The organism is Archangium sp., from assembly GCF_036277355.1.
GTDB lineage: Bacteria > Myxococcota > Myxococcia > Myxococcales > Myxococcaceae > Archangium.
On the sequence record NZ_DASUNC010000116.1, the window covers coordinates 80,252 to 102,903 of the forward strand.

Annotated in this window: 18 protein-coding genes, 2 tRNA genes and 1 pseudogene; 9 read left to right on the forward strand and 12 right to left on the reverse strand. The window is 67.8% G+C overall.

Translation table 11 applies throughout. The annotated features are described in order from the left end of the window. Positions 1-71: 71 nt before the first annotated feature. Positions 72-830, forward strand: coding sequence for an FHA domain-containing protein (locus VFZ09_RS29685; protein ID WP_329731066.1), 759 nt, complete (start codon positions 72-74; stop codon positions 828-830). A gap of 64 nt (positions 831-894) precedes the next feature. Here the strand turns inward: VFZ09_RS29685 and VFZ09_RS29690 are convergent, their stop codons facing one another. Continuing rightward, complete coding sequence (locus VFZ09_RS29690) at positions 895-1,257, reverse strand: TraR/DksA family transcriptional regulator (protein WP_047858457.1); 363 nt, start codon at positions 1,255-1,257, stop codon at positions 895-897. Between the two features lie 135 nt (positions 1,258-1,392). Here VFZ09_RS29690 and VFZ09_RS29695 point away from each other — a divergent pair, with 135 nt between their 5' ends. Further along, positions 1,393-2,274, forward strand: coding sequence for a DNA integrity scanning protein DisA nucleotide-binding domain protein (locus VFZ09_RS29695; RefSeq protein ID WP_329731067.1), 882 nt, complete (start codon positions 1,393-1,395; stop codon positions 2,272-2,274). Positions 2,275-2,424: 150 nt separating this feature from the next. Here the strand turns inward: VFZ09_RS29695 and VFZ09_RS29700 are convergent, their stop codons facing one another. The 7 genes from VFZ09_RS29700 to dnaK form a co-directional block, all read right to left on the reverse strand. Next, positions 2,425-2,856 (reverse strand): thioesterase family protein, encoded by a 432-nt coding sequence (locus VFZ09_RS29700; protein ID WP_329731068.1) that lies wholly within the window; start codon positions 2,854-2,856, stop codon positions 2,425-2,427. 20 nt (positions 2,857-2,876) lie between these two features. Then, positions 2,877-4,184: a hydroxyacid-oxoacid transhydrogenase gene (locus VFZ09_RS29705; protein ID WP_329731069.1), complete on the reverse strand. Its 1,308-nt coding sequence runs from the start codon at positions 4,182-4,184 to the stop codon at positions 2,877-2,879. 16 nt (positions 4,185-4,200) lie between these two features. Beyond that, complete coding sequence (locus VFZ09_RS29710) at positions 4,201-4,773, reverse strand: hypothetical protein (RefSeq protein ID WP_329731070.1); 573 nt, start codon at positions 4,771-4,773, stop codon at positions 4,201-4,203. Positions 4,774-4,786: 13 nt separating this feature from the next. Further along, positions 4,787-7,090 (reverse strand): vWA domain-containing protein, encoded by a 2,304-nt coding sequence (locus tag VFZ09_RS29715; RefSeq protein WP_329731071.1) that lies wholly within the window; start codon positions 7,088-7,090, stop codon positions 4,787-4,789. Between the two features lie 14 nt (positions 7,091-7,104). Further along, positions 7,105-9,630, reverse strand: coding sequence for an AAA family ATPase (locus VFZ09_RS29720; protein ID WP_414640761.1), 2,526 nt, complete (start codon positions 9,628-9,630; stop codon positions 7,105-7,107). Positions 9,631-9,686: 56 nt separating this feature from the next. Beyond that, entirely contained in the window at positions 9,687-10,094 is a 408-nt protein-coding gene (locus VFZ09_RS29725; protein ID WP_329731073.1) for a DUF393 domain-containing protein, read from the reverse strand. A gap of 120 nt (positions 10,095-10,214) precedes the next feature. Beyond that, positions 10,215-12,134, reverse strand: coding sequence for a molecular chaperone DnaK (gene dnaK, locus VFZ09_RS29730; protein WP_329731074.1), 1,920 nt, complete (start codon positions 12,132-12,134; stop codon positions 10,215-10,217). A gap of 326 nt (positions 12,135-12,460) precedes the next feature. Between dnaK and VFZ09_RS29735 the strand changes: the two genes are divergently transcribed. Then, entirely contained in the window at positions 12,461-13,555 is a 1,095-nt protein-coding gene (locus VFZ09_RS29735; RefSeq protein ID WP_329731075.1) for a diacylglycerol/lipid kinase family protein, read from the forward strand. Positions 13,556-13,652: 97 nt separating this feature from the next. On the opposite strand, the gene VFZ09_RS29740 is transcribed toward VFZ09_RS29735, so the two are convergent. The 4 genes from VFZ09_RS29740 to greB form a co-directional block, all read right to left on the reverse strand. Then, positions 13,653-14,411, reverse strand: coding sequence for an SAM-dependent methyltransferase (locus tag VFZ09_RS29740; protein WP_329731076.1), 759 nt, complete (start codon positions 14,409-14,411; stop codon positions 13,653-13,655). A 69-nt stretch (positions 14,412-14,480) separates the two neighbouring features. Continuing rightward, positions 14,481-14,804, reverse strand: a complete 324-nt coding sequence (locus VFZ09_RS29745) for an HP0495 family protein (RefSeq protein ID WP_329731077.1) — start codon at positions 14,802-14,804, stop codon at positions 14,481-14,483. Between the two features lie 27 nt (positions 14,805-14,831). Further along, on the reverse strand, positions 14,832-16,154 hold the full coding sequence (locus VFZ09_RS29750; protein WP_043398497.1) for a PhoH family protein: 1,323 nt from the start codon (positions 16,152-16,154) through the stop codon (positions 14,832-14,834). Positions 16,155-16,424: 270 nt separating this feature from the next. Further along, the gene (greB, locus tag VFZ09_RS29755; RefSeq protein WP_329731078.1) at positions 16,425-16,967 is read right to left on the reverse strand and encodes a transcription elongation factor GreB; all 543 of its coding nucleotides are present in this window, start codon (positions 16,965-16,967) and stop codon (positions 16,425-16,427) included. A gap of 182 nt (positions 16,968-17,149) precedes the next feature. Between greB and VFZ09_RS29760 the strand changes: the two genes are divergently transcribed. The 6 genes and pseudogenes from VFZ09_RS29760 to VFZ09_RS29785 form a co-directional block, all read left to right on the forward strand. Continuing rightward, positions 17,150-17,222, forward strand: a tRNA-Lys gene (locus tag VFZ09_RS29760). Between the two features lie 5 nt (positions 17,223-17,227). Further along, a tRNA-Glu gene (locus VFZ09_RS29765) sits at positions 17,228-17,300 on the forward strand. A 78-nt stretch (positions 17,301-17,378) separates the two neighbouring features. Further along, complete coding sequence (locus VFZ09_RS29770; protein WP_329731079.1) at positions 17,379-18,269, forward strand: NAD(P)-dependent alcohol dehydrogenase; 891 nt, start codon at positions 17,379-17,381, stop codon at positions 18,267-18,269. Between the two features lie 737 nt (positions 18,270-19,006). After that, positions 19,007-20,584, forward strand: a complete 1,578-nt coding sequence (locus VFZ09_RS29775) for a DUF262 domain-containing protein (RefSeq protein ID WP_329731080.1) — start codon at positions 19,007-19,009, stop codon at positions 20,582-20,584. Further along, positions 20,581-21,480: a hypothetical protein gene (locus tag VFZ09_RS29780; RefSeq protein WP_329731081.1), complete on the forward strand. Its 900-nt coding sequence runs from the start codon at positions 20,581-20,583 to the stop codon at positions 21,478-21,480. Before VFZ09_RS29775 ends, VFZ09_RS29780 begins: the two co-directional genes overlap by 4 nt. A 776-nt stretch (positions 21,481-22,256) precedes the next feature. Continuing rightward, a pseudogene (locus VFZ09_RS29785) lies at positions 22,257-22,652 on the forward strand (ATP-dependent RNA helicase HrpA); the annotation flags it as partial.

Consider the following 22,652-nt stretch of genomic DNA (forward strand, 5'->3'; position numbering starts at 1 on the left):
CGCAAGGTGGACGGGCGATGTTCAACGCCCGAGCAACCCCCGGCGGGGCTTGATATGTACCTCAGCCCGCCATGGCCTCCTTCTGCCCCCGTTGCGACGCCGAGAACCCCGATAACGCCTCCACCTGCCATGCCTGTGGCTCGCCCATGCGCTCCGGCACCATGGTGATGGCCGCGCCGAAGCTGGCGGCCAGGCCCCAGGTGGCCCTCCGGGTGGTGCGGGCGGACGGCGGCCCCGAGTCGGTGGTGCGGATGACGGGGGACACCCTCACCTGCGGCCCCCAGGGGGACCTGGCGCTGACGGATGATCCCTTCATCATGCCCGAGCAGGCGCGCTTCTTCTTCTCGGGAGGGCGGCTGGCGGTGGAGGACGTGGGAGGCGCCAACGGCGTGTTCGTGCGCCTGCGCCAGGAGCGCGAGCTACCGGTGGGCGGAGAGCTGCGCCTGGGGCGGCAGCGGCTGGTGCTCGAGCCCATTCCGGCCGCGGCGGTGGGCCCGGGCGGCGCGCACATCTGGGGCTCGGCGGATCCAGGCTACCGGCTGCGGCTGGTGCAGATCCTGGAGGGGGGGCTGCGCGGGGCGGCCTTCCCGCTCAAGGAAGGCGACAACCAGCTGGGGCGCGAGCAGGGGGAGATCACCTTTCCCACGGACGGCTTCGTCTCGGGGCGTCACGCGCTGCTGAGTGTGAAGCAGGACCGCCTGCGAGTGCGGGACGTGGGTTCGTCCAACGGCACGTTCATCCGGCTGACGGGTCCGGTGTTCGTGGACAACGGGGACCACTTCCTCATCGGCCGCCAGCTGCTCCGGGTGGAGATCCAACTGGCGGCCTGACGAGCGGCAGGAGCGCTTTCACGCGGGCCCGTGCGTGGGGGAGCGCCCCTGCCCTGCCACGGCCTCAGCCGTAGGACTTCTCCTTCTTCTCCTGCTCCTCCTTGCAGCGGATGCAGAGCGTGGTGACGGGCCGCGCCTCCAGCCGCTTGGGGGAGATCTCCTCCTCGCACCGCTCGCAGATGCCGAAGGTGCCCTCCTCGATGCGAGTCAGGGCCCGATCGATCTTCTGCATCAGGAACTTCTCGCGGTCGCGCAGGCGGAAAGCCATCGACTGGGCATACTCGGAAGAGGCCTGGTCGATCTCGTCGGGGAGATCATCGGTATCGAAGCTGGCTTCCTCCACCAGCGTCTTCTTGGCGCTCTCCAGCAGGCTCGTCTTGCTGTCCTCGAGCATCTTCTTGTAACGCTTGAGATCTTTCTGGTTCACAGCCTTAGGCTCCCGTGCGGCGGGGAAATGGGCCCGACACCCCGTAAAAAAGGGCCGGAAAGCTTTATTCACGTGCGGTCTGGTGTCAAGGAGACCCGGACCACCTCATGAAAACAGGCGGCGAGGTCGTACCCAATGAGCGATGCCTCGAAATTCGACCGGGAGTTCTTGCGAGCCGCACTCTCGCTCGCTGGGAAGGGGGACGTGGACCACTTCCTCTACATCAGCGACGTGCCCATCGCGCCCGAGGACCTGCGCCGGCAGCTCGCGAAGCGCAAGCTCGTCTACGCGGTGACGTCTCCGCGGATCGCCGAGGAGTTGTTGGCAAGCAAACAGAAGGCGCTGGTGATTCCGGCCTATGACTACTCCCGCACCGAGCGGGTGAAGGTAGCGCTCGTGTCGGCGCTCTCCCAGGGAGCCTTCAAGGAGGGGGACCTGGTGCTGTGCATGACGGGCAAGCTGGGGCGCGCCCCGGACACGCTGATGCAGATGCGCATTGGCGGCTCGCTGGACGACCGGCTGACGATCGAGGGCGTGAAGCTGGGGGACGAGTTCAACTCGCAGGTGGTGGATGCGCTCATCCAGCTGGCGTTGCAGGTGGGCCAGGAGGGCTTCGAGGGCCATCCCATCGGGACGATCATCACGATCGGGGACCACACGAGCGTGATGGAGAAGAGCCGGCAGATGACGATCAACCCGTTCCAGGGTCTGTCGGAGGCCGAGCGCAACGTGTTGGATCCGAAGATCCGCGAGGCGATCAAGAACTTCTCGGTGCTGGACGGGTCGTTCGTGATCCGGGAGGACGGGGTGGTGCTGGCGGCGGGGCGCTACCTGTCGGCGTCGGACGAGATGGTGAAGATTCCCCTGGGCCTGGGAGCGAGACACGCGGCGGCGGCGAGTATCACGTCGACGACGAAGTGCATCGCGCTGGTGGTGAGCCAGACGTCGGGAGCGGTGAGACTCTTCAAGGGCGGCAACATCGTGCTGGAGCTGCACCAGACGGCACGGCGCACGTAGCCCCCTGCCCCACTCCGCGCACCATCCACGCGCCATCCACGCGCCATCCGCGCGCCATCCACGCGCCATCCCCTCTCCCCCCGGGAGAGGGACGGGGTGAGGGTATCCGGCCCTCGGGTTGTGCCCCACCGAGTCCCCGCGGATCCGCGCTCAGCCCACGGAGATCCGCGCGAGTGCCTCGCGCATGCGCTCGGGCATGGGCACGGCCTTTCGGGACTGACGGTCCACGAACACGTGCACGAAGTACCCGTGGGCGGCGGCCTGCTCCTCGCCCTCCTTGAAGATGCCGATGCCGTAGGTCACGGAGCGATTCCCGAGCTTGTCCACGCGCAGACCCGCGCGCAGGCGGTCGGGATACGCGAGCGGAGCCTTGTAGGTGCACCGGGACTCCACGACGAGTCCGATGATGGGGCTGCTGACGATGTCCAGGCCGCCTTCGTGGATGAGGAAGTGGTTCGCGACGGTGTCGAAGTAGCTGTAGTACGTGACGTTGTTGATGTGCCCGTAGGCGTCGTTGTCCATCCAGCGGGTGGTGATGGGCAGGAAGTAGCGGTAGCGGTCGGAGGTCTCGACGTCGGACATGGCAGTGGTCCCTGCTTCGGTTACCAGTAACGCAGCGCCTGGCGGAACAGCTCGGAGAGGACGGGCTTCGTCATCTCGCGAGGAGCGTTCTGCAGCAGGCGCTGCTGCGGATGGGCCCCTTCCGTGAGGGCGGCCAGGTCCGCGTCGGTGTAGCCGACCCCTCCGAGGCCATTGGGAATCCCCACGGCGCGCATGATCTGGATGAGCTTGCCCGCGAGCACCTCGCCGGCATCACCGGGCGCTGCACCGCGCACGTCCGCGCCCAGGAACTGAGCGGCCTCCAGGTGGCGCTCGGGGCTGACCTCGGCGGTGTAGCGGAACACGGCCGGGGCATTGACGATGACGGCCATGCCATGCGGCACCAGGGGCTCGCCGTCCGGGTAGCCCGAGGGCCGGAAGTCGCGCACCAGTCCGGCCACGGCGTAGGCCATGCCGTGCGGCGCGTGCACCCCGGCGTTCCCGAAGGCGATACCGGCCAGCGTGGAGGCCCACATCAACTGCTCGCGGGCCTCGTGGTCCCGCGCATCCTTCACCCCGCGCTCGAGGTACAGGCCCATCAGGCGCAGCGCCTCGCGGCAGCCGAGATCGCTCCACGGATTCGCCCCCTGACTCATGGGCCGCAGGCTCGGCCGGGGCGGCGCGGGACGGCGCACGTACGGCCGCGCGGTATAGGACTCGAGCGCATGCGACAGCACGTCCAGCCCGCTGGCGGCGACCACCTCGCTCGGCAGGGTCGCGGTGCAGTCCGGGTCGACGAGCGCCTCGGTGGGCCGCAGCGCGGGCGAGGCGATGCCAGTCTTCGCCCCCATGGAGAGCAGATCGAAGATGGTGATGCCGGTGACCTCGCTGCCCGTGCCCGAGGTGGTGGGACAGGCGATGTGCGGCTTGAGCGGGCCGGGAACCGGGCGCCCATCCCCCACGGGCGCGTTGACGTAGGCCAGGAAGTCGGCCGGATACGTGGCGTAGAGGTTGGCCGCCTTGCACGTGTCGATGACCGAGCCGCCGCCCAGGGAGATGTAGCCATCCGGCCGGGACTCCGAGGCGAACCGCGCCGCCTCCAGGAACGAGCGGTCCGTGGGCTCGACGTGCACGTCCGTATAGACGGCGACATCCAGGCCGGCGGCGAGCAGGGACTGGCGCACCTTCTCGAAGTGCGGCAGCCGGGCCACCCGCTCGTCCGAGAACAGCAGCACGCGCTTCATGCCGAGCGCCCGGGCCCGGTCGCCCACCTCGGCCAGGCAGCCACGGCCGAAGGTGATGCGTGAGGTGTCCACGGTGAAGGCGCTGTCACAGCCCTCGCCGACGGGGTGGTAGTGGCAGCAACCCATCACGTCCCTCCTGGGATCAACCCGGCTTCACGGCCTCGCCACGCTCCTCGCGGTAGATGTCCGCGAGCGCATGGGCCCGCTCCACCTCGTCCCGCGCGGCATCCACCGCGAGCACCTTCTCGAAACGCTCCACCTGCGCCTGCAGGGCCGTGGAGACGAGCCCGCCCACCGCGAGCCGGGCCGAAGCACTCTCGCGCTCGATGCGCAGCTCGGCCACCCGGTTGCCGAGATCCGCGGCGGCCTCCAGCAGCAGCTTGCCATCCGACTCGGCGCGCGCGAGCGACTCGCGCGTGGTGCTCAGCAGGGACTCGGCCTGCACGCGGTCGCGCTCGAGCGTCGCGGAGATCTTCCCATCCCCCTGCTCGTCGGCCTGGGCCTTCCGCTTCGCGAACTCCTCCAGCCGCTTGACGTAGCGCGCCTCCGAGCGGGCGAGATCGCCCCGGAGCGCCAGCAGCGTGGCGGCGGACTTGCGGATCTCGGCGCCCTGACGCTCCAGGTCCTCGATCAGCTGATCGAAGGCCGCGAGCGGATCCGTGGGCCGCTCGGGCTTCTTGGGCGTCTTCTTCTTGCGCAACCAGTCGAAGAGCATGACTGGCGGCAGCCTACTCGAACGGGCGGCAGAGGAGGCGGACACGTGCGAGGCGCTCGTGCACCTCTGAACCTCCCGTGGCGAGCGCGGCGAGGTAGCGGGCCGGAGGAATCTGGTACACCCCGAGCAGGTGCTGCAGGAGGAAGAGGCCCTCGGTGGGACGGCGCTCGGCGGGAGCGAGCGCGGCGGCCTCCACGATGGCGTCGAGAATATCAGCCACGCGGGCGAGCACCTCGGGGCCGGGGCTCTCCGCCCCCTTCTGCCCGGAGAGCCGCTCGAGTTCCGGGAAGAGCGCGTCGAACGAGGCCTCGGTGGCCACGGGAGCGGCCGGGAGCGTGCGGCCGGCGGCGAGCGCCTCCAGTGCCTGGAGGTGGGGCGCGAGCGCCTCGATGGCCTCCGGGGTGACGGGCACGTCGCGCGGCAGCAGGGTGCGCCAGGGGCTGTCGAACTCGGTGCGCGCCCACTGGATCTCCTGGTCGGAGAGGTGGTGGTAGAAGGCGCGGCCGCCCCGGGCCCGCTGCTCCATCACGAGCGACTTGAGGTCCGGGTTCTCCTCGCCGAGCGAGATGAAGCTGAGCGAGATGTCCAGCGCGTCCATGGGCGCGCGGGTGCGGCGGATGAGCTCCATGTCCACGCGGTCCTCGCCGTCGGTGATGAGCACCACGGTGGCGCGGGCGAGGTACGGATCCCTCCCCTGCGCGGAACGGATGGACTCGAAGGCGGACATGAGCGCGAGGGAGATGTCCGTCTGTCCCTCGGCGGGCGAGTCGCGGAAGAGCTTCTCGATCTGCCGGGTGGCCTCGCGGGCGGTGTCCACGCGGGCCAGCTCGGTGGGGATGTCGTTGAAGAAGGAGAAGTAGAGCGGATCGAAGGGCTCGCCCTTGCGCGCCTTCACGCGGAGGTTGTTGAGTTCGGCGATGATGATGGCGTCGCGGAAGCGGGCCCGGGCGCCGTGCATGGAGCCCGAGGCGTCACACACGTACACGCGCACGGCGGTGCGCTTCATCTTCTTGGGCCGGGGAGGCGGCTCGTCCTCCAGGTAGGCGCGCACCCTCTGGCTGTGGCCGGCCAGGTCGTACAGCACCATGCGCGGATCCGAGATGACGAAGTCGTGCACCTCGTGCAGGCCACCCGTGCGCTCGAACGTCATGTTCTGGGTGGGGTACGGCACCCGCCGGGGCACGGGGCGCACCTTGCGGGTGTTCATCTCGACGATCTCCTCGGTGAGCGCGTCCTCCACGTCGAAGTAGCGGCCACAGCCCGCCGCCAGCTCGAAGGCGGAGAGCTGCTCGGGCTGCAGCGAGAAGGCCAGGTCCGCGAGCAGATCATCCGCGGTGGAGGCCTTGGGCGGCTCGCGCAGGCCGTTGGGGCCCTCGTGCGCGGGGGGCTTCTCGCCGAACCAGCGCGTCAGGTCATCGCGCTCGGAGGACTCCAACATGGCCCGCAGGGGCTGCCCACGGGGCATCAGCGGCTCGAGCGCCGCGCGAGCCGCCTCCGCCAGTGGGGCGTCATTCGCCTCCAGCGCGCGCTCGTAGAGGCCCCGGAGCGAGCGCCACGCCATCTGGGGCTCCCTGCTCGCGGTGCGCCTCACCTCCCGCACCAGCTCATCCAGGGAGCGCGCCGCCGGCTGCTCACGGACCCGATCGCGTGCCTGGGACACCTCGCTGCGCAGGGCCACGCCCCGGTCGCGATCGTGCTCCATGCCGATGCGCAGGAGGATCTCATGCGCCATGTCCAGATCGCGCCGCTTCTGGACGAGATCGTCCACGTTGGCGCGCGCCCGCTGCGCGAGGAACTCGGCCACGGCCATGCGGGCCGTGCTCGGCGCCACGCGGTCGTTCCACGAGGGACCGGGCCGCGCGAAGATCTCGAAGCGGGCCTCCTCCTGGGACGGAGGCGTGGGGGACATGAAGAGATCCGCCACGCGCAGCACGCGCGTGAGCCGGACGAAGCCCCGCTCCAGCGCCGTGCGCGCCCCCGGAGGCGTCCGGCCCACCCGGAGCATCTTCTCCACCGCGTCGAGCGTCCGCTCGAACTCCTCCAGGGCCTCCTGGGAGCGGGTCTTCAGGCCCGTGGCCAGGTCCCCCACCCTGCCCTTGCGCACACCCAGCTCGAGCAGCAGCCGCGCGTCCGCGAGCGTGTGCACCCCCACCCGCTCCATCGCCCTGTCGAGCGCCGTCAGCGTGGGCAGGGACAGGTCCACCTCGGCCGGGGCGGTGAGCCCGAGCCACCAACCCCGCAAGCCCTCGGCCTGGAACGGCGCTCCCTGGAGCGCGTCCAACCGGAGCCGCAGGCGTGAGAGCCGCGAGGCGAGCACGCGTCAGCACCTCCTCACAGCGAGGCCCGCGTCTCCAGCAGTTCCTTGCTGAAGCGGGTGAAGTCTTCGTCGATGCCGCGCAGCACGTTCTCCAGCTTGCGCGCGCTCTCGCCCAGCTCGCCGGGGATGGAGACCAGCACGCCGAGCACCCCCTTGATGCGTACCAGCTCGCCCTCCTTGAGCGCGAGCAGCGGGAAGCGGCTCTTCACCAGGCGATCGAAGATCGAATCCGCCAGGGGACGGCGCTGGAGGGTCTTGGGGGGCGGCAGCTCGGTGAGGAGCTGGGTGAGCCAGCTGCGCAGGAACTTGAGGCGCGTCTGCACGAAGGCCAGCTCCACCCGGGCCACCGCCGCGTGGATCTCGTTGGAGAGGAAGGACGTGGCGGAGGGAGGCCGCGCGAAGGCGAGCTGCCCGTCCAACCCGAGCAGCGCGGCGAGCTCCCCATCCTTGATCTGCGTGGAGAAGTCGCCCCGGTAGAAGTTGTAGGCCTCGCCGCTGATGGCGGCATGGGGGGCCGGCGGAGGGCTCGCCACCTCGCGGCCGATGTTCCGCACGTACTCGCGCAGACGCGCCTCGAGGATCTCCTTGCACTCGGCGAACACGGGCTCGGGGGCCAGGCCCTCGCGCCGGAGGTTCTCCGCCACCGTCTGCACCGTGCGAGAGAACTGGTCGATGCGCTCGAAGGGCGTGGTGGTCAGCACGTCCTTCGCGTAGGCCGAGCCGAGCGGCTGCAGCAGCTCCTGCTTGAGGCCGCGCTGGGCGGGGTCCAGCTTGCACAGGGCCTGTTCGAGCTGGGACAGCTGGCGCGAGTCCGCCGCGAGCGCATCGAGCGGATCCCTCCGGCCGCGCGTCGCCGGGTAGGCACTCGTCGCGCGCTGGCGCAGGGCGGTCACGGCCCGGCGGCGTGCCTCGGCCTCCGCGGTCCGCAGCCGTGCCACCAGGCTCGAGCTGCCCTCGGCGAGCAGCGCCAGGAGCTCGCCCACCCGGCCCAGCTCGTCGGAGAGGTTGTCCGTGAACGAACCGAGTGTATCCAGCCGCACCGCCTCGTCGAAGGCGAGGCTCTCGGCGTTGAGCGCCACCAGCTCGAGCGCCTGCAGGAGGAAGCGGGACACCGCGTCGCTCAGCGCGGGCAGCCGCTGGCGCAGCTCCGGCACCTGGCGGCACAGCTCCACCGTCTCCGAGAGCGCGGTGAACACGGCCGTGCCCGCCCGGGCCTCGGGGCCCTCGATGGGACCGCGCGCCATGCGCTGCTCCACCACCGAGAGCAGTCCCCGCGCGGCGCCCAGCAGGGCCACCCGGTTGTCCGGGTGCCGCGGTCCCGGGACGAGCTTGGCGCGCAGGCGCTGCGCCGTGGTGGTGACGACGCCGGGCTGGAAGTTGCGCGCGACCGCCTCCACCGCCTTGAGCTCGTCGGCCGCCCCGAGCGAGGCCGCCTCGCGCTCCACGCCCGTGCCCAGCTCCGCCTTCACCTTGGCCAGCGCGGCGTCGAAGGCCTTCTGCTCGATGCGGACGATCTCCAGCTGCGCGCGCTCGCGCGGATCCACCGCCACCTTCAGGAGCGCCTCGACCTCCTCCGCCGGGGGCCCGCCGAGCAGGAAGAACCAGCGCAGGGCGTCCAGGTCCTCCACGGTGGCCTCGAGCGGCCGGTCCGGGCGGCGGTAGAGCTGATCCCTCACCACCACGGCCTTGAGGGCCCACAGCGCCTTCACCACCGAGCGCTGGGAGAAGTACTTGGTGGGCACGTAGTCCGGCAGCTTGGACACCTGGGCCATGAGCGCGCGCTCCAGCTCATCGGCGAGCATCTCGATGGCCTCGAGCAGGTGGCTGCCCACCGTCACCTGTTCCACCGCGGCCTGGAGCACATCCAACTGCTGCAGGGTGAGCGAGGCGCGCAGGTCCGGCCGGATACCATGGGCGAAGCGATGCAGCATGGCCGCGCGGCTGGGGCGCCGGGCGAAGGACTTGGGCACGAACGAGATGAAGCTGAGCCGGTCCGCGAAGGCCAGCAGCAGCTCCGGCGAGCGCGCCAGCACCTCCGAGAGGTAGCGGTTGCTCGTCATGATGGCGCATTCGATCCGCCCGCTCGTCACCCGGCGCCCGTGCTTGAGCTCGCGCTCGTGCAGGACGTTGAGGATGGAGCGCAGGAGCATGTCGCGCCCGTCGAACACCTCGTCGAGGAAGGCGTGGGTGGCCCCCAGCATGCCGTCCTCGGTGATGAACTCGGTGCGGCCCGTCTCGGTGAGCACCTTGAAGTCCACCGGACCGATGAGGTCCGTCTGCACCGTGGACTCGGCGATCTGCTTGGCGAAGAGCGAGGGCTGCCCCGTCTTCTCGTCGAGGATGCGGCCGAGCACCGCCGAGGCGATGGCGCTCTTCGCCGTTCCTGGCGGCCCGACGACGAGCACGTGCTCCCGGCACAGCAGCGCCAACTCGATCTGGGTGAAGAGCGTCTCACGCTCGAGGTAGGCCTCGCGCAGCTCCTGGAAGAAGTGGCGGAAGGCCTGCGCGGCCTGGGGAGAGACGGGCGTGGGCGGGTGGATCACGGGAGGCGCATCGTAGTCCCCCCTACCTGCTCATTTGAAGGGCTCGGCGACCCCTACTTGAAGTGAACCGCGCACGCTCCGTCCGGGCAGGCCCGCCCCGCGATGCGGAAGCGGTAGCGCGCGACGAGCCCGTACACCCAGTCCGCGAGCTGCCTCAGCCCCGGCACGTAGTACACGAAGAGCAGCTTGCCAGCCGGCCTGCGCCCCAGCGCCTGCACCACGGCCTCGGCCCCCTCGAAGATCCGCCCGTCCGCCTGGATGAGCTGAATGCCCTGCTCGCACCGCTCCAGCGCGATGCCGGGATACGCCGCCAGGACGCCCTCCTCCCGGAACGAGCGCAGCTGCGTGCCGTGGCCTCCCAACAACCGCTGGAACTGCTTCGCGGCCGCGATGCACAGGCGGCAGTGCCCGTCGTACAGGATGACGTCATGCCCCGGGGGCGTCGTCGTCAGCGCCTTCATGGGTCTCCTCATATCGTTGGAGTCGGGTGGGCGCGAATGAAACAGAAGGGCCGGATACTCCCTGTGGGGAGCACCGGCCCTTCCTCGGGGTTCAACCCCAGGGGCTCGCCAGAGGCGGCCTTACGACTGGCGGAACTCGGCGTCCACCACGTCGTCCTTCGGCTTGGCCGAGCTGCCCGGCGCCGAGCCCGTCGCACCCGCGTCGGCTCCCGGCGGCGGAGCGCCAGCACCCGGCGCCCCACCCGTGGCCTTGTACATCTCCTCGGCCACCTTGTAGCTGGCCTGCTGCAGCCGATCCAACGCGGACTTGATGGCGTCCTTGTCCTGGCCCTCGCGCACCTCGTTGACCGCCTTCACCGCCGCCTCGAGCGTCGACACCGCGTCCGGAGACAGCTTGTCGCGGTTCTCCTTGATCATCTTCTCCGCGGCGTACGCCTGGGCCTCGGCCTGGTTCTTCACCTCCACCAGCTCGCGGCGGGCCTTGTCCGCGGCCTCGTTCTCCTTGGCCGCGTTGACCATCTTCTCCACCTCGTCCTTCGCCAGACCGGACGAGTGGCTGATGGTGACCTTCTGCTCCTTGCCCGTCGCCTTGTCCTTGGCACTGACGTTCAGGATGCCGTTGGCGTCGATGTCCAGCGTCACCTCGATCTGCGGCACGCCGCGCGGCGCCGCCGGAATCCCCGTCAGGTGGAAGCGGCCGAGGCTCCGGTTGTCACCGGCCATCTCGCGCTCGCCCTGCAGGATGTGGATCTCCACCTGCGTCTGGCCATCCGCCGCCGTGGAGAACGTCTCCGACTTGCGCGTGGGGATGGTGGTGTTGCGCTCGATGAGCTTGGTCATCACGCCGCCCAGCGTCTCCACGCCCAGCGACAGCGGGGTGACGTCCAGCAGCAGGATGTCCTTCACCTCGCCCGCGAGCACGCCGGCCTGCACCGCCGCGCCCACCGCCACCACCTCGTCCGGGTTCACCGAGCGGTTCGGCTCCTTGCCGAACAGCCGCTTCACCGCCTCCTGCACCTTCGGGATGCGCGTGGAACCACCCACCAGCACGACCTCGTTGAGGTCCTTGAGGTCCACGCCCGAGTCCTTCAGGCACTTGCGGCACGGCTCCAGCGAGCGCTCCACCAGGGTGTCGATCATCGCCTCGAACTTGGCCCGCGTCAGGCGCACGTTGAGGTGCTTGGGACCGGTGGCGTCCGCCGTGAGGAACGGCAGGTTGATCTCCGTCTCCATCGTGCTGGAGAGCTCGATCTTCGCCTTCTCCGCCGCCTCCTTCAGGCGCTGCAGCACCATCTTGTCCTTGGAGACGTCGATGCCGTTGTCGCGCTTGAACTCGGCGATCAGCCAGTCCATCAGCGTGTGGTCGATGTTGTCGCCGCCCAGGTGCGTGTCACCGTTGGTGGCGAGCACCTCGACCACGTTCTCGCCCACCTCCAGGATGGAGATGTCGAACGTGCCGCCGCCGAAGTCGTAGACGGCGATCTTCTCGTCCTTCTTCTTGTCCAGGCCGTACGCGAGCGCCGCCGCCGTCGGCTCGTTCACGATGCGCCGCACGGTGAGGCCGGCGATCTCACCGGCGTCCTTGGTGGCCTGGCGCTGGGCGTCGTTGAAGTACGCCGGGACGGTGATGACCGCCTCCGTCACCTTCTCGCCCAGGTAGTTCTCCGCCGCGCGCTTGAGCTTGAGCAGCACCTGCGCGGAGATCTCCGGCGCGCTGTACTGCTTGCCGTCGATCTCCACGCGCGCGTCGCCGTGCGGGCCGCGCACCACCTTGTAGGGGACGAGCTTCGCCTCCTCGGTGGTCTCCTCGTACCGCCGGCCCATGAAGCGCTTGATGGAGTAGATCGTGCGCTCCGGGTTGGTGATGGCCTGCCGCTTGGCCACCTGTCCCACCAGCCGCTCCCCATCCTTCGCGAACGCGACGACCGAGGGCGTGGTGCGGGCGCCTTCCTCATTGGTGAGAACCTTGGGCTCGCGACCCTCCATGATCGCCACCACGCTGTTGGTGGTGCCCAGGTCGATGCCGATAATCTTGCCCACGGTGTGTAACCTCCCGAAATAACTGCGGAAAAGACCGCAAAAACGTCGAGTGCTTCCGATGTGTGACCAACGTAACCACCCACCTGGGGGTGTCAAACCGCGTCAAGATGCGTCACCTGCTCGCCACCGGCCCGCCACGGTGCGTAACGCGCTCTCCACCTCCGCCACCCGCGCGTAGCAACCGGCCAGGCATTCGATCAGTAGCCAACGCGCCAACCCCCCGAAACCATTGAGTCCAGGTGGGGTTGACACCTCGCGTCAGCCATTGGCTGAGAATGTGCACTGAGGCAGCCCGACGCCCCAACCCCCCCTCTGGAGGCAGCCTCATGCTGGTACAGCCACTTCGGTCCGTGGATCCGCGCCAGAATCCGTCCGTCGCCGGAGCCCCCGAGCACAAGGTCGCGGTGCTGCTCAACGCCAACGCCCGCCGGGTGGACGCACAACTGGTGAAGTCCCTCTCACACGTGGTGCCGGAGCAGGATCTCTTCCTGTCGCGCTCGGAGCTCGACTGCCGGCGGATCGTGCAGACGGTGCTCGAGCGCAACTACCCCCTGGTGTTCACGGGTGGCGGTGACGGGACGTTCCAGGGCTTCGTGAGCGAGGTGTTCCGTCAGTTGGAGCCGCGGGGCCGTTTCGCCGGCAAGCGCGCGCCGCGCTTCGGCGTGCTGAAGCTGGGCACGGGCAACGGCCTGGCCACGTACGTGAACGCCGGCAACGGCGCGGACGGCATCCTGCAGGACGTGGTGCGTGCGCGCGCGGGCGAGATCCCCGGCCACCGGCGGATGGATCTGCTGATGGTGGATGGCATGCGCACGGCCTTCGCGGGCATGGGCGTGGATGGGAAGCTGCTCAACGACTACCTGTGGGTGAAGGACAACCTGGGCCGCGGCGGGCTGCTCAAGAAGATGCTGACGGGCCCGGGCGGCTACTTCTCGGCGGTGGCGCTGAAGACGGTGCCGCACTACCTGTCCAACCCGACGTGGGTGGAGTGCGAGATCATCAACGGCCAGGCCGGTGAGGCGTACCGGGTGGGGCCGCAGGGCAACCCGGTGGGCGCGCCCATCGCCCCGGGGCAGCGCATCTTCCAGGGCAAGCTGATGATGGCGGCGGCGGCGACGATGCCCTTCTACGGGTACGGCTTCCGGATGTTCCCGTTCGCGGGCGAGCGCCGGGGGATGATGCACCTGCGCCTGGGCCAGTTGCACGCCACGAGCGTGCTGGCGAACCTGCCGAAGCTGTGGGCGGGCCGCTGGTTCCCCGAGGGCATCCACGACTTCTACGCCCAGGACGTGCACATCCGCTTCGCCCGGCCCATGCCCTTCCACGTGGGTGGAGACGCGGCGGGTTACCGCGACGACGTGAAGCTGAGCGTGGCGCCCGAGGCGGTGGAGCTGCTGGACTTCCACGGCGCGGTGCACTGAGCGAGGTGCACTGAAGGCGGCGCACTGAGCGCCCTGCCCTCCCGCCGTCCTCCCTCTCCCTCTGGGAGAGGGTCGGGGTGAGGGTCTGCCGCCCTGTCTACCCGCGATCGCGAGCGGCCGGAGGCTTCTCACCCGGCTCGCGGCGGCGGCCCACGGCGAACGCGTAGCTCGAGGTCGCCTTGCCGCTCTCCCGGTGCAGGGCGATCTCCTCCCGCAGCCAGGTGGCCTGCTCGGCCGAGGCCTTGGCGAGGTGGGGCTCCAGATCCTTGTAGAGGGCGTCCAGCTCGGCGTCCTGGAGGGACTCGACGGACTCGGGCTCGAAGCCGGACAGGGCCAGGTGCTGGAGCAGCTCGCGGGGCAGCAGGAGCGGTGCTCCCAGGCGGCGCTCCCAGAAGTCGAGCACGGCGCGGGGCGTCACCCGGCCCACGCGGACCGGATAGGTGAGGCCCAGCCGGCCATTGTGGGCCAGCAGGGGCCGGAAGGTGCCCACCGCATCCGCCAGCGCCAGGAAGATCCGGCCCTGACAGAGGACGGCGTCGAACTCGCCCTCCCGGAAGGCGGGCTTGCGCGGATCCACGCGCCGCACCTCGACCCGGCCGTCCAGCCCGAGCGAGCGCACACGGTCCCGCATGTGGATGAGGGACGTCTCGTCCGCGTCCGCGGCCACCACCGAGCAGCCGAACTCCTGGGCGAGCACCACGCTGGCCAAGCCGGAAGGGCCACAGCCGAGCTCAAGCACACGGCCGCCCTCTTCCAATTGCGCCACCTTCGCGAAGCGACGGGTCGCGATCTCGGAGCTGAAGGGGCGCCGAGCGTCACCAGGGAAGTAGAGCGGGAAGGGCTCAGCCGGGCTCATGAGGAGCCTCTTCTACACCGGTGGCCCGCAATCGCCAATTCCCCCCGCGCACCCGGGCGGGGGCCGCCCTCACAGGTAGTAGACGACCCGCTGCTCCTGCCGCAGCCGGGCATAGATGGAGCGGCGGTGCTCCTCGGACAGCAGGTACACCGACACGCTCACCGACACGTAGGTGCCCTTGCTGCTGGGCTGCTCCCGGATGGAGTCCGGGGAGATCTCCGTGCCCATGAGCGTGCGGAACAGCTCGCGCACATACCCGGCGAACCCGCCCGGCTCCTGCCGCCCCATGACCTTGAAGGTATAGACGGTGGGGTACTCGATGAGCGGCTTCTTCTCCTCGCCGTCACCCGCCGTGCCCTGGGTGGCACCATCTCCCGTACCTTCTGCCTTCATGACTGCTTCCTCGTGCGGCGCAGGGGGCTAGAGGAGGTTGGCCGCGAGCTCGGCCAGGGCGCTGCGCTCGCCCTTGGCCATGGTGATGTGGCCCGCGATCTTCTCATTCTTGAACCGGTTGACCACGTGAACGAGTCCGTTGTTGGTCGCGTCCACGTAGGGGTTGTCTATCTGGAACGGGTCCCCGGTGAGAATGATTTTCGTGTTGTCGCCCACGCGGGTGATGATCGTCTTCACCTCGTGGGGGGTGAGGTTCTGCGCCTCGTCGATGATGATGTACTGGTTGGGGATGGAGCGCCCGCGGATGTAGGTGAGCGCCTCGATCTCCATCAGCCCCAGATCGATCAGCTCGTGGTAGCCCCGGCCCGCCTTCTTGTCGGCGCGGCTCAGGTTCATCAGGAACTCCACGTTGTCGAAGATGGGCTGCATCCAGGGGTTCATCTTCTCTTCCAGGCTGCCCGGCAGGTAGCCGATGTCCCGGCCGAGCGGGAACACGGGCCGGCTGACCAGCAGCTTCTGGTACACGCCCTCCTCCGTCACCTTGTGGAGCCCCGCGGCGATCGCCAGCAGCGTCTTGCCCGTGCCCGCCTTGCCCACGATGGTGACGAGCTTGATCTCGTCGTTCATCACGAGATCCAGCGCGAAGCTCTGCTCCATGTTGCGCGGGCGGATGCCCCAGACGCCCTCGGACTTCATGCCGCGCAGCAGCGGCACCACCCGCCCCCGGGACGCGTTGAAGCGGCCCATGGCCGTGTGCGACGGGTTCGTCTCGTCCTTGAGCAGGATGAACTGGTGCGGCGAGAGCGACTCCTGCCCGGAGATCTCCACCTCGGCGCCGGGCTTGTACATCTGATCCACCATCTCGCGGGGGACCAGGCGCTCGGTGAAGCCCGTGTAGAGCTCGGTGATCTCCACCCGCTCGGCGTCGTAGTCCTCGGCGATGAGGCCCAGCGCGTCCGCGCGGATGCGCAGGTTGGTGTCCTTGGTGATGAAGACGGCCGGCGACTGCGGCTCGCGCTCCATCAAGTCGATGGCCACCGAGAGGATGCGGTTGTCCATCAGGTTGCTGTCCGCCATGGAGAGCGGCAGATCCCTGTCGGTGAAGCACACGCGCAGCACGCCCCCGTGCGGCAGGCGCACCCCGTCCTTGAGCGAGCCCTCCTCCCGGAAGGAGTCCAGGTAGCGCGCCACCAGACGCGCATTGCGCCCCAGCTCGGAGAGATCGCGCTTGAACTGATCGATCTCCTCGATCACGTAGATGGGGATGATGACGTTGTGTTCCTTGAAGCTGTAGATGGAGCGGGGGTCGTGGAGAAGGACGTTGGTGTCGAGGATGAAGTTCTTTCGCATCGTGTGGAGCGCGACCTCGTAGTGGGTGCGACCGCTGGAACCGACCGTGCGACGGGACTCCGACTGACGGACCGCTTCTGCGCCTGACTGCCAACCGAATATTAGGCCGGGCCTCCCACGCGGGAAGCGGCCCAGCACCGTTTGGGGCCTACCTCGGGTGTAACGCACACGCTAACAAGGTGGTTCCCACCACGCTCATGGATCCCCGGATCACTGGACGCCCGCCCCTCCTGCTGTTCCACGGGTCCAGATGTCCTCGGGCCAACACCCCTACAGGTAGCGGATCTGCACGATGGTGTATTCGATTTCCCCACGCGGGCGGATCACCTCGACGGTGTCGCCGACCTTCTTGCGCAGCAGGGCCCTGGCGATGGGGGACTCCACGCTGATGCGGCCCCCGGCGGTGTCGATCTCGTCCGAGCCGACGATCTGATAGGTCACCCGGGCCTCGTCCTCGTCCTCGAGCGTCACGGTGGCGCCGAAGTAGACGCGGCGGGTGTCCGGCTGCTCGGACGGGGTGACGATGGTGGCGGTGTCCAGGCGCTTCTGGAGGAAGCGGATGCGCCGGTCGATCTCCCGCAGGCGCTTCTTGCCGTAGATGTACTCGGCGTTCTCGGAGCGGTCGCCCTGGGCGGCGGCGGCGGACACCTCGGCGGTGACCTTGGGCCGCTCCTCGTTGAGCAGACGCAGCAGCTCCTTGTGCATGCGCTCGGCCCCAGAGCGGGTGAGGTAGCGCCGGTGGACCCCACCCTCCAGTTGCAGCGCGTCGTTCTCCTCGGGGGCTTCCTCGGAATTCCGGACGTCTCGGGACATGGCCTCTGTATAGCGCCTCCCGAGAGCGGCGGAAGGAAGCGCGGGGGCGGGCCGTTGAAGGGTGGCTGTCAGGTGACGGGGGGAACGATCGCCAGTAGAAGTCCGAGGCGAGTGCTGGTAGAGAGCGCCTCGCAGACGCCGGAGACCAAGGAATCCGGCGTCTGACCAAAAAAGAATAGTGCGAGTCGCTAGCTCAGCTGGTAGAGCACCGGCCTTTTAAGCCGAGGGTCGGGGGTTCGAGCCCCCCGCGACTCACAGAGGTCCCCGTCGTCTAGAGGCCCAGGACGCTGGCCTTTCAAGCCGGTAACACGGGTTCGAATCCCGTCGGGGACACACAAGCCGAGGCCGGAAGCCGCTGAGCAATCAGGGGTTTCCGGCCTCGGTGTTTTCAGGCTCCGGCGCGTCTCCAGAATGTCTCCAGATTGGAGACGTATCCCGCCGGACTGCATCGCCACCCTCGGAGTTCCCTACGCGCTGCGCCTGGTGTCCGGCCTGCGTGCGCCCAGGTCGCCGGTCCGCGGCTCGGACGTCGCCGGCGTCGTGGAAGCGGTGGGCGCCCACGTTACCGGCTTCGCACCCGGCGACACCGTGTTCGGCTCGGTGTGGACGGGAGGTTACAAGCGCGGCGCTCCCGGGACCTTCTGCGAATACACCGTGGTCCCGGCGACACAACTGGCGCACAAGCCGGCGCAGCTCAGCTTCGAGGAAGCCGCCGGGGCGGTGATGTCAGGCGTGACGGCGCTGGTGGCCATGCGCGATGTCGCTCGCGTCCGCGCAGGCCAGCAGGTGCTCGTCAACGGTGCCTCCGGTGGCCTGGGGACGTTCGCCGTGCAGATCGCCAGGGCCTTGGGTGCCAGGGTCACGGGCGTGTGCAGCACGAGCAACGTCGAGCTGGTGCGTTCACTCGGTGCCTCCCACGTCATCGACTACACGCGGACGAGCTACCCGGAGCAGGACGCGCGCTACGACGTGGTGATGGACAACGTGATGAACCACCCTCCGTCGGTCTCGGCGCGCGTCCTCACCGCGAATGGGATGTTGCTGCCCAACAGCATCGGCACCCACAAGTGGCTGGGAACGCTGCCTGGCATGGCGTTCGGGGCGCTCTTCAAGTCCAGGCAGTGGCGCACGATTCAATTCGTCCCGTCACGCAAGAATCTCGAGGACATCGGCGCGCTGATTCAATCGGGCGCCGTGAAGGTCGTGATAGACAGGACCTATCCGCTTGCGCACGCCGGCCAGGCCGTGGCGCACATGGTGAGCAGGCGCGCGCGCGGACAGATCGTGATCAGCGCCATGTAGGCGACGGCGAGCAGGCGTCCCCCCTTCTGTGCACTGGGATGGAGGTGCGGTACCACGAACGGGTCCGAGGCACCTGTGAGGCTCACGTACCGGGCCGCCAGTTCGCGCGCCTCAGCCTTCGCCGCCGGCCTGTACGCTCACCCACGGCGCGCTCTTCTCCCCGGACGTGCGGTGCCGCCAGAAGAAGAAGACCGGGGAGCATAGGCGGAATGGGAGCCCTGTTGCGGGCGAGGGCCGGGGTAGGTGGTCGTCCAGGGGTAGCGCGACACGCATTGGACGGTGCAGGAGGGCCCTGAGGAGGACCGCCCGACGCGCTCCAGGCACACCCCCTCCCCTGCGCAGGCGACCAGTCGCCTTGGGTTATGAGAGAGAGTGCATCCCTCAGCCGTGCGTCACTCCCACAGCGCATGCTGCGCTGGCCATCCTGGCAGGTGCCTGGGGTGAGGGCAACTCGGACAGGTGCAGGAGGCCTAGTCCACTCGCGGTGTCCTCTCCCTCCTCGGTTCCTTCCTGGTCGCTGCCTCAAGCGCCACGCTCGCCTTCTCACCTGCTTGGGGGAACTCCCATGACCGCGCTCTCCCGTGCCTCGGGCGACAGGTGCGCAGTACCTCATGGTCATCTCGGTGGTCGCGTGCCCCATCAACTCCTAGATGACCTTGTGTTCGCGGAGACGTACGATGCGGCCTGATTTTCGTGTTGCGCACCCACGACATCGACGGCGGGCGAACGGATAACTCATGAGTTTCCAGCCTCAAACCTACACGGTCGATAAGATCGTCAGCTGGATCAACACAGGGCGACTCGCCCTACCCGATTTCCAGCGGCGTTTTGTCTGGACGCCGAGCAAAGTGGCAGACCTCATCGACAGCGTGTCCCGCGGTTGGCCGATCGGATCGCTTCTGCTGCTGGATGGACCGCAGCCCTTTAAACCCAGGCCGATCGAGAATGCTCCGCCTCTGCGGGGAAACGTTGAGGTATTCGTCCTAGATGGCCAACAAAGGGTGACTGCTTTGTTCCACGCGGTCGCCGACGTGTCAGACGTCGTCTACTATATCGACTTCAATGCGCTTGAGCACGGCGACGAATACGTGAAGTGGCAGGAAAGAGCATCGTTTGAAGCAGCTTACCCGACGGTCACCGACCAAGCTGCGCGTCGCATCGCAAAGGTGTCGGTGGTCTTCGATGAGCCATCTTTTCACGAGTGGCAGCGACACCTGCCCCACGATGTAGGTTCGCTCATGGTCTCCTTGCGCGATCGAAACCTGCCGGGCCTACGGGCCAATGTGTACAAATTCATCGGCGTCGCCCTCGAACAGGACATCGCGCTTGAAGCGCTCGCTCGAATCTTCGAGACAACCAACCGTACCGGCGTTCGTCTTAACGCCTTTGATCTCATGATTGCCGTTCTCTATCCACAGAAATTCAACCTTTGGGAAGAATGGGAGAACGCGCGCGCTGAGCACGAACTCCTCGGAAATTTCGAGGTCGACGGAATCGAGATCCTGAAGCTAATCGCGCTTTGGGAGCGCAGGGAACAGCAGAATTCTGGCAAGCGGCTCACCGTCAAGGGTGTAAGGCAAGGTGACGTGCTAGCGGTCGAAGCCAGCCGCGTCCGGGCTCTATGGCCACGGGCAGTCGATGCATACGACGCTGCGCTTGAGTACGGCCGCAGGAAATTCGGGCTGGTGGACGCCAAAAGTGTGCCGTCCAGCGCAATGATCCTAACACTCGCATTCATGCTGGACGGGAAGTTCGCGATTTCGGCCGTCGACAACTGGTATTGGTCGTCGATCGCATCGCAGTCCTACGCTCAAGGTGCCAATACCCGAGTTGTGAGCGACGTGGATCGTGTAGCGTCCGGCTCTTGGTCTCGGTACCACGGGGCTCCTGAGCAGGAGGAAACTCTGAAGCTCGCGCTCATGGAGCCGGTGCGCCGCAATCGCTTGTTGACCCGAGGTGTTGGATGTCTCCTCGCATCGCGCGGCGCCCTTGACCCATTAACGAAGCAACCCCTTAAAGGCGTGAAAGAACTTCAGTTCATTAGCAGGACGGCCCTCCACAACCAGCTCGCAAATGCCAACGCCGATACGCCCATCGTCGACCAGATCTTCATGGATGCCACTTCGGCCAAGCGAGTGAGGGTTGCGATGCGGAAGGGGCGGAGTTTCAGCTCAGTCCTCGACCAGAACGCACTTGCCCAGCAGGGGTTCGCGCAACAAACAGTGTCTCCAGACGCTGACCAGCTCGATCGGCGGGCAGGGATCGTGGCGCGCTGGCTCGTAGACGCTGCGACTGGCACAGGAGACGCGCCGTGAGCAAGCCAAGAAACCGCGCCTGGAGTCCGTACTGGCCGATCGTCCTACTGGCCCTGGGCTTCTTCGGATTCTGGCTTGCGACGTTGTGGGTGGTTCCCACGACGGCTGCGTTGCTGGGGATCGAGCGGTGTGAGAATCGGATGGAGGTGATATCGTCGGCAGTTCATGGGGAAACGACTCCGGGACAGGAATGCCTTAAGCCCGTGGATGCATTGGCAGCCTACGGGACCATGGGCGACATGTTCGGGGCCGTTAACGCGCTGTTCTCTGGCCTTGCCCTCGCCGGGGTAGTTCTGACCCTCTACTGGCAGGCACGAGAACGCCGTCGTGACAACAAGCCCTTTCTGATCCCGTCACTTGACGAACAGGAGGATGGGACGGGAGGAGTCGTCATCTCGAAGCCCGGCAAAGCCAGCGCCGTCATCGGACTTCCAGTCGTATTCGGATTCTCGCTTACCAACTCAAGCCCTGCTGCGGCTCTAAACGTCCATGTCCAAGCTGGAATTGCCGAGACCAGCTTCAAGAAAGGAGAAGCACTCCCGTTGCCCATCGGCCCGAAGGGGACTTCCAACCTGAAATTGGCGGGGAAAATTGCTGGTACTGATGCGAACACGCTCGTGGAGAAGCTCAGGACCGGGGCTATCCTGACCCTGGAAGTCGAGGTCACCTACGGTAACTTGGAAGCAGTACGCTGGCGTACAGTGGTCCAGTATCGATTAAGCCTGGACGAGCACGCGAGAGAGAGAGATGGAACTCTCCTGCAGGCTGCAATCGATGATAGCCAACCTGAATCGGAATCGCCTGCGACCGGAGCATGGACAGGCACGACCAAGATTGCTCTTGTGCTCACCCCCGTGCAGGGATCCTGGAGCTTCGGGGAGGTCGAAGCCTCGTGACCTATTCCTTTCGCTCGGCGTTGCAAGTAACACTTCACTACCATGCCTTGGTGCCGGACGGCGTCTTCGTGCCATGGGAAGGCGGCGTGTGCTTCGAGACGTTGTCGCCGCCCACGCAAGGTGAGGTGGAGCGCTGGTTCGCCACCATGAAAACATCGTGCGCCAACTACCCTGACACAGGGGACAGGGGGAGCCTGTTGGCTGTAGCGCAGGGGGCAGATACTTCTCTGGCAAATGGCAATTGGAGGGTATGAGGAACGCCCATGAGCGACGAGCGCACGCCTGCTGAGCCCGAAGTCATGGAGCTCACGTTCTGGAGGAAGAACGGCTGGACGGCCAGGGTCATCAAAGAACGAGGAGGACGACGGCTGGGCCGTGGAAATCCGCAAGCAGGGGCTCGCCGAACCCGTCCTCATCAGTCCGTGGGTGGATGGGCTGCGATAAGAAGAACCCCAAGCCCTTGAGCATAGGCGGCATGGGAGCCCTGTTGCGGGCGAGGGCCGGGGTAGGTGGTCGTCCAGGAGGGCCGCGCGACACGCATTGGACGGTGCAGGAGGGCAGGCACACCCCTCCCCTGCACAGGCGACCGGTCGCCTTGGGCTGTGCGAGAGAGTGCATCCCTCGGCCGTGCGTCACTCCCACAGCGCCTGCTGCGCTGGCCCCCTGGCAGGTGCGTATTGCGCGCAGGGAGAATTCCTCCAGGAACGCCGGGCGTGCAGGCGCCCACACGATTCGTCAGAGGCGGAGCGGGCGCTTCAGTGATAGGCCATGCCGCCATGTCCGGCGACTCACCCGTCCCCGCCCCCGGCGGCTTGCCCACCCTGCGCTTCCCCCCCGAGCTCCCCATCTCGAGCCGGGTGGAGGACATCACCGCGGCCATCTCCGCCCATCAGGTGGTCATTGTCGCGGGCGCCACCGGCTCGGGGAAGACGACGCAGCTGCCCAAAGTCCTGCTCGCCATGGGGCGTGGCCGCCCGCGCCAGATTGGTGTCACCCAGCCCCGGCGTATCGCCGCGACGAGCGTGGCGGCTCGCGTGGCTCGCGAGCTCGGCACGGAGCTGGGCACGGACGTCGGCTACCAGATTCGCTTCGAGGACCGCTCGTCCCGGCAGACGGCCGTGAAGTTCATGACCGACGGCGTCCTGCTCGCGCAGATTCACAGCGACCCGCTC

Excerpts from the sequence above, each read along its gene's own strand:
- VFZ09_RS29685 (WP_329731066.1), top strand. The coding sequence starts at position 72 with ATGGCCTCCTTCTGCCCCCGTTGCGACGCCGAGAACCCCGATAACGCC.
- VFZ09_RS29695 (WP_329731067.1), top strand. The coding sequence starts at position 1,393 with ATGAGCGATGCCTCGAAATTCGACCGGGAGTTCTTGCGAGCCGCACTC.
- VFZ09_RS29700 (WP_329731068.1), bottom strand. The coding sequence starts at position 2,856 with ATGTCCGACGTCGAGACCTCCGACCGCTACCGCTACTTCCTGCCCATC.
- VFZ09_RS29705 (WP_329731069.1), bottom strand. The coding sequence starts at position 4,184 with ATGGGTTGCTGCCACTACCACCCCGTCGGCGAGGGCTGTGACAGCGCC.
- VFZ09_RS29710 (WP_329731070.1), bottom strand. The coding sequence starts at position 4,773 with ATGCTCTTCGACTGGTTGCGCAAGAAGAAGACGCCCAAGAAGCCCGAG.
- VFZ09_RS29725 (WP_329731073.1), bottom strand. The coding sequence starts at position 10,094 with ATGAAGGCGCTGACGACGACGCCCCCGGGGCATGACGTCATCCTGTAC.
- VFZ09_RS29735 (WP_329731075.1), top strand. The coding sequence starts at position 12,461 with ATGCTGGTACAGCCACTTCGGTCCGTGGATCCGCGCCAGAATCCGTCC.
- VFZ09_RS29740 (WP_329731076.1), bottom strand. The coding sequence starts at position 14,411 with ATGAGCCCGGCTGAGCCCTTCCCGCTCTACTTCCCTGGTGACGCTCGG.
- VFZ09_RS29745 (WP_329731077.1), bottom strand. The coding sequence starts at position 14,804 with ATGAAGGCAGAAGGTACGGGAGATGGTGCCACCCAGGGCACGGCGGGT.
- VFZ09_RS29750 (WP_043398497.1), bottom strand. The coding sequence starts at position 16,154 with ATGCGAAAGAACTTCATCCTCGACACCAACGTCCTTCTCCACGACCCC.
- greB (WP_329731078.1), bottom strand. The coding sequence starts at position 16,967 with ATGTCCCGAGACGTCCGGAATTCCGAGGAAGCCCCCGAGGAGAACGAC.
- VFZ09_RS29770 (WP_329731079.1), top strand. The coding sequence starts at position 17,379 with ATGTCTCCAGATTGGAGACGTATCCCGCCGGACTGCATCGCCACCCTC.
- VFZ09_RS29775 (WP_329731080.1), top strand. The coding sequence starts at position 19,007 with ATGAGTTTCCAGCCTCAAACCTACACGGTCGATAAGATCGTCAGCTGG.